Source organism: Nodosilinea sp. LEGE 07298 (assembly GCF_015207265.1).
Taxonomy (GTDB): Bacteria; Cyanobacteriota; Cyanobacteriia; order Phormidesmidales; family Phormidesmidaceae; genus Nodosilinea.
On sequence record NZ_JADEXE010000402.1, the window covers coordinates 1 to 4,981 of the forward strand.

Below are 4,981 nucleotides of genomic sequence, written 5' to 3' on the forward strand. Positions count from 1 at the left end.
GGCCTGCCCTCCCATGGGATGCGGCCCTGGACTCGATGTATAACCCTATTGGCCAGCTCACCTGGGCGGTGCGGGCGCACCTTTTCGACCAAATTGTGCAGCGCCATCTGGGCACCTACGCTGATGCCACGGTAGTCGAGCTGGGGGCGGGGCTATCGACCCGCTATTACCGGGTGGGGCAGAGCTGCCGTCGCTGGATCGAGCTAGATTTGCCTGAGGTGACGGAGCTGCGGCGCAACTTTGATCGCGAGAGCGATCGCCACCGCTTTGTCAGCGCCTCGGCCCTCGACCCCAGCTGGATGGAATCTGTGCCCGATGACCTACCCGAATCGCGGTTGATTATTGCTGAGGGACTGCTGATGTATTTTGACAAGGCCCAGGTTCAAACGCTGATTAATCAATTGAAACAGCGCTTCCCAGGGGCGACCCTGGCGTTTGATGCGGTGGGTGGCGTGACCAAAGGGAATGGCGCTAAGCAGTTGGCGAAGATGGGAGCACCCCTGAAGTGGTTTATCAACACCGAAGCCGATGTAGCAGCGATGGGGCTAAAGCTAGTGGAGGTGCGGTCGCTGCTGCAAGAAAACTGCCGCTACCGCGATCGCATCGGTCCATTTCGCTGGGTGCCCTGGCTCAGCCAGCTGCCGCCGCTGCGCAATGCAGGGTTGGTGATTGAGGCGAGATTGTAAGGAGGATGTCAGGTGTGAGGAAGAAGCCTAATCCTCGTTACCCGATACCCAGTAACCGATACCCGAAATAGCTATTTCCCATGTCCCAATCTATCGATGTCGCCTGCGGCTTTCTCGGTGGCACCATCTTCTCCGTGGAGGGCGGCTACCGGGTGTTGCAACACCCTCGCCCCGAGCGGCGGTTTGACCGCATTGCCGACGCTCGCTGGTTTTTGGCCATTAACTGGTGCGATCGCTGTGATACTCCGGCGGGCATTCTCACCCACGACGGACGGCTGTCGTTTCAAAACCAGGCGGCCCTGGCTTTGGGCGAAACGATCTTTTTGCCCTTAGAACATCGCCGCGCCATCTTTGATTGCAGCCTGACGCTCAACCATTGGGAGGCAGGGCACTATCCGATTTCCCAACGGCTCAATCAACCTGGCTACAGTTTAGAAATTTTTGGAATAGAGATCGACCCTCGCTACGGTCGAGTGGCCCTGATTAGGCTTAAAAACGGCAGCTCAGCATGAGCGAACAACGCCCCTGTACCCGACTATTAAAAGTTCCTATGACAATGTCAAGGGTTTCCAAACTGGGGGGCTCCGCTGGGGCGAATCGTCCGTCACGCCTCACACCGATCGCAGACTCCGAAAAATTCCAGCGTGTGGTAGTAAATCCGAAACGACCTGGCTCCCTGGAGATGCGCCTCTAGTTCCTTCACGGGGCAGGTATCGACGGGCACTGAGACGCCGCACTGCAAGCAGGTGAGGTAGTGGTGGTCATGCTTCACGGCGCTGTACAGGGTTTCCCCGGTCAGCGTCACCCGGTGCTGCACCAGCCCCAGCAGTTTTAGCGCATCTAAGGCGCGATAGATGGTCGCCAAACCGATGGGCTGCTGGCAGCGCATCAGGCCATGGAGCGCCTGGGCCGACAACGGCTGGGGCTGATGTTGCAATGCGTCTAATACCGACTGTTGCCCTGCGGTTAAGTGCGGTTTCGTCGACCCCTTAGGGGTGGCTTCGACAGAATTCTCAGCATCTTTTTTCAAAATCATGGTCGCGATCCACTGCAAGATAGGGTAGGATGCTCAGGAATGATAATCATTATCATATTGCAAGGCTATGGTTCTGTCTCCCTCACCTGTTCCACTGGCGGATATGGCTGATGCTGTTGAAAGTGCGTCAGCTGTCAGACTGCCTCTGGTGCATCGCCCCCGTCGCCTGCGCCGCACTGAGGGTCTGCGCCGAATGGTGCGCGAAACCCGTTTGACTGTAGATGACCTGATTTATCCCATGTTTGTCATGGAGGGGACTGGGCAGCGGCAGGAAGTACCCTCCATGCCGGGCTGTTTTCGCTATTCCCTCGATCTGCTGCTGGAGGAACTTCAGGAGGTGGTGGGGCTGGGGATTGGTGCGATCGCCCTCTTCCCCTTAATTCCCGACGCCCAAAAAGACAACGCGGGCAGCGAAAGCTACAACCCCACTGGGCTAATTCCCCAAACTGTGCGCGCCATCAAGCAGGTCTTCCCCCAGTTGCTGGTGATCACCGACGTCGCCCTCGACCCCTACAGCACCATGGGCCACGACGGCATTGTAGAAGACGGCCAAATTCTCAACGACGAAACCGTGGCGGTGCTGGTCAAACAAGCCCTGGCCCACGCTGAAGCTGGAGCCGATATGGTTGCCCCCTCCGACATGATGGACGGTCGTATCGGGGCGATTCGCCAAGCTCTCGATGCCGAAGGCTGGATTAATGTCGGCATTCTCGCCTACTCAGCTAAGTACGCCTCCGCCTACTACGGCCCCTTCCGCGACGCGTTGGAAAGCGCCCCCAAATTTGGCGACAAAAAGACCTACCAAATGGACCCCGCCAACGCCGCCGAAGCCCTCAAAGAAGTCGATCTCGACATTGCCGAAGGGGCCGACATCGTCATGGTCAAACCCGCCCTGGCTTACCTCGACATCATCTGTCGCATCAAGCAGCACACCAACCTGCCCGTCGCTGCCTACAACGTCAGCGGCGAATACGCCATGGTCAAAGCCGCCGCCGCCCAGGGCTGGATCGACGAACAGATCGTGATGCTCGAAACCCTGACCAGCATCAAACGCGCCGGAGCGGATGTGATTTTGACCTACTTCGCTAAGGATGCGGCGAGGGCGATGAAGGGGTGATGGGGGGATTGGGTGTCAGGTGTCAGGTGCCCGAAACCCAGCACCCGAAACCTACCTAATCCACCCCTACCCCTCCCAGGAGGGGATTTCCCGAAGCCCAAAACCTAGTACCCGAAACCCGAAACCCAAAAAAGAAGATCCCCCATGCCCCAACTCTTCCCTTTCCGTCGAACTGCCTTGCTGCTTGTGTCTTCCGTTGCCGTTGCCTTGGGTAGTTGTGCGCCAGGTACGACAGATGTTGCCGATACTGAAGCGTCCGATGGTGCGATCGCAACCGACTTAACAGTAATGACGACGATTTTGCCGATCACGCAATTTACCAATGCGGTGGTGGGCGATCGCGCTGAGGTCATTTCCCTAATGCCGACCGACGTAGACCCCCACGATTTTCAGGCTAGCCCCGCCGATGTGCAGGCTTTAGTTAATGCCGATGTGTTGGTGAAAAATGGCTTGGAGATGGAGTTCTTTTTAGATGACCTGATCGCCAACGCCGAGAACCCCGACCTGGCGATGATCGACTCTAGCGAGGGCATTGCGGTGCTCTCGAACGAGACGGTGGAGGGCCACAGCCACGGCAAAGCTGATGATCATGACCATGATCATGGCCACGACCACGATCATGGGGAAGCAACTGCTGCCGATCACGACCATGACCACAGCCATGCCGATGGAGGGCACCACCACCACGGCGAATACAACCCCCACATTTGGCTCGACCCTAAGCGGGCGATTCAGCAGGTGGAAAACATTCGCGACGGCATGATTGCGGTGGACCCCGAGGGCGAGGAGATTTACACAGCTAACGCCGCCGCCTTCATCGCTGAACTGGAGGCACTGGACGAAGAGATTGCCGATAAACTAGCGACCTTCGCAGGGCAAACCTTTGTGGCGTTTCACGACTTTGCCCCCTACTTTGCCGAGAGCTATGGCCTCAATGCCGAGTTTTTGGTGGATGTGCCCACGGTCAACCCCGCTCCTGAGGATGTCAAGCGGGTGATGGATACCGTTGAGGCCTCTAACTTGAAGACCATTCTGACTGAGCCTACTGCTGGGGAGGATGCCTTCGGTGCCATCGCCCAAGATCTGGGCGTTGAAGTGGGGATGTTCAACCCGATTGAAGTAGGCGGTCCCGAAGCGGTTATGCCCGACTACTATCTCACCACCATGCGCCAAAATGCCGTCAACCTGGCGGCTTCCTTTGAGGCCTCCACCCAGCAGTCTTGGCTGCCGCTGTGGCCAACTCAAGCACCCCAGCCCCTGGCCGTGGTGCCTGTGGGCCTACGGTTTTAGGAGGAGCAGCCTTGAGCACAACAGTCTTGGCCGTTGAGGGGCTGACGGTGTACCGCGACACCTACGCTGCCGTGCAGGATGTCTCCTTTGCCCTCGAAGCAGGCACCGATACCGCTATCGTTGGCCCTAACGGGGCTGGGAAGAGCACGCTCATTCAGGCGATTCTAGGCGTGCTGCCCCGGCGATCGGGAGATGTGTTCCTGATGGGCCACGCCCTCAGCCCCAGGGGGGTGCTGCCGGGAAAGGTGCGTCAGCAGATTGCCTACCTACCCCAAAACTTTCTGTTTGATCGCCGCATCCCCATCACCGTCAACGAACTCGTCGCCCTCGGCTGGGACACCCTAGGGCCACAGATCCCCTGGGCCAACCGCCAACCCCGCCGTCTGGCGGTCAGCCGCGCCCTCGCCGAAGTCGATGCCCTGCACCTCGGCCCCCAGCCGATCTCTCGCCTCTCCGGCGGCGAAATGAAGCGGGCGCTTCTGGCCTACTGCCTGGTGCGCCCCCGCCGCCTGCTGATTCTCGACGAAGCCCCCGCTGGCCTCGATGCTTTGGGCGAATCGGAGTTTTACCAGCTGCTCTACCAGCTCAAACAAGACCAGGGCTGGGCCATTCTACAAATTTCCCACGACCTCGATATGGTCAGAAAACACTGCGATCGCGTCCTCTGCCTCAACCGCAATCTCCGCTGCCAGGGCACCCCAGATTATGCGCTAGCCCCCGACAATTTGGTGGCGGTGTATGGCTCGGAGTTTGTGCGATATCGACACCAGCATTAGGGGGACGTCAGGTGTCAGGTGTCGGGTGTCAGGCAAAAGGCAAAAACCGAAATCCGATACCCGGATAACCCACCCC

At 58.6% G+C, this 4,981-nt stretch carries 6 protein-coding genes; 5 read left to right on the plus strand and 1 reads right to left on the minus strand.

The features are described 5' to 3' along the window. Together IQ273_RS30310 and IQ273_RS30315 are read left to right on the plus strand one after the other, a co-directional pair. The coding region (locus IQ273_RS30310; RefSeq protein WP_194026813.1) for a class I SAM-dependent methyltransferase at positions 1-686 on the plus strand (686 nt) is incomplete at its 5' end. 80 nt (positions 687-766) lie between these two features. Then, positions 767-1,198: a hypothetical protein gene (locus tag IQ273_RS30315; protein ID WP_194026814.1), complete on the plus strand. Its 432-nt coding sequence runs from the start codon at positions 767-769 to the stop codon at positions 1,196-1,198. A 92-nt stretch (positions 1,199-1,290) separates the two neighbouring features. On the opposite strand, the gene IQ273_RS30320 is transcribed toward IQ273_RS30315, so the two are convergent. Further along, a complete protein-coding gene (locus tag IQ273_RS30320; protein ID WP_194026815.1) occupies positions 1,291-1,722 on the minus strand; it encodes a Fur family transcriptional regulator in 432 nt (143 codons plus the stop codon). 103 nt (positions 1,723-1,825) lie between these two features. Here IQ273_RS30320 and hemB point away from each other — a divergent pair, with 103 nt between their 5' ends. The 3 genes from hemB to IQ273_RS30335 all read left to right on the plus strand — a co-directional run bounded on the left by hemB (position 1,826) and on the right by IQ273_RS30335 (position 4,905). Further along, complete coding sequence (gene hemB, locus IQ273_RS30325) at positions 1,826-2,839, plus strand: porphobilinogen synthase (protein WP_194026818.1); 1,014 nt, start codon at positions 1,826-1,828, stop codon at positions 2,837-2,839. A 144-nt stretch (positions 2,840-2,983) separates the two neighbouring features. After that, a complete protein-coding gene (locus tag IQ273_RS30330) occupies positions 2,984-4,129 on the plus strand; it encodes a metal ABC transporter solute-binding protein, Zn/Mn family (protein WP_194026816.1) in 1,146 nt (381 codons plus the stop codon). Between the two features lie 11 nt (positions 4,130-4,140). Further along, positions 4,141-4,905, plus strand: a complete 765-nt coding sequence (locus IQ273_RS30335) for a metal ABC transporter ATP-binding protein (RefSeq protein WP_194026817.1) — start codon at positions 4,141-4,143, stop codon at positions 4,903-4,905. Positions 4,906-4,981 lie beyond the last annotated feature (76 nt).